The organism is Faecalibacterium sp. DFI.5.82, from assembly GCF_029076575.1.
In the GTDB taxonomy this organism is placed as follows: domain Bacteria; phylum Bacillota; class Clostridia; order Oscillospirales; family Ruminococcaceae; genus Faecalibacterium; species Faecalibacterium duncaniae.
Genome location: NZ_JARFIS010000823.1, coordinates 1 through 298 on the forward strand (window position 1 = coordinate 1; position 298 = coordinate 298).

General features: G+C 60.4%; 1 pseudogene. It reads left to right on the forward strand.

The features are described 5' to 3' along the window. Positions 1 to 234: pseudogene (locus P0G09_RS19070) on the forward strand (hypothetical protein); the annotation flags it as partial. Positions 235 to 298 lie beyond the last annotated feature (64 nt).

Consider the following 298-nt stretch of genomic DNA (forward strand, 5'->3'; position numbering starts at 1 on the left):
CAGGCCATCGCTGTGGGCGTGTACGAGGTGACCCAGAAGAAGGACACTCTGGTGCTGCAGGTAGAGCAGCTGGAACTCCGGATGATCCAGGGCCTGCTGGTGGCCTTCAACGGCCGCGTTGTCACCGGGGCCGGCGCAAAGCCCTACCTCTCCGTCACCCTGCAAAATGAGGAAAAGCCGCTGGAGCTGCTGCAGAGCATCCTCCGGGCGATGCAGGATATTTTGAAAGATTAACGGCCTCACCCTCTCAGTCAAAGCCAATAGGCTTTGCCAGCTCCCCCAAAGGGGGAGCCGTTGG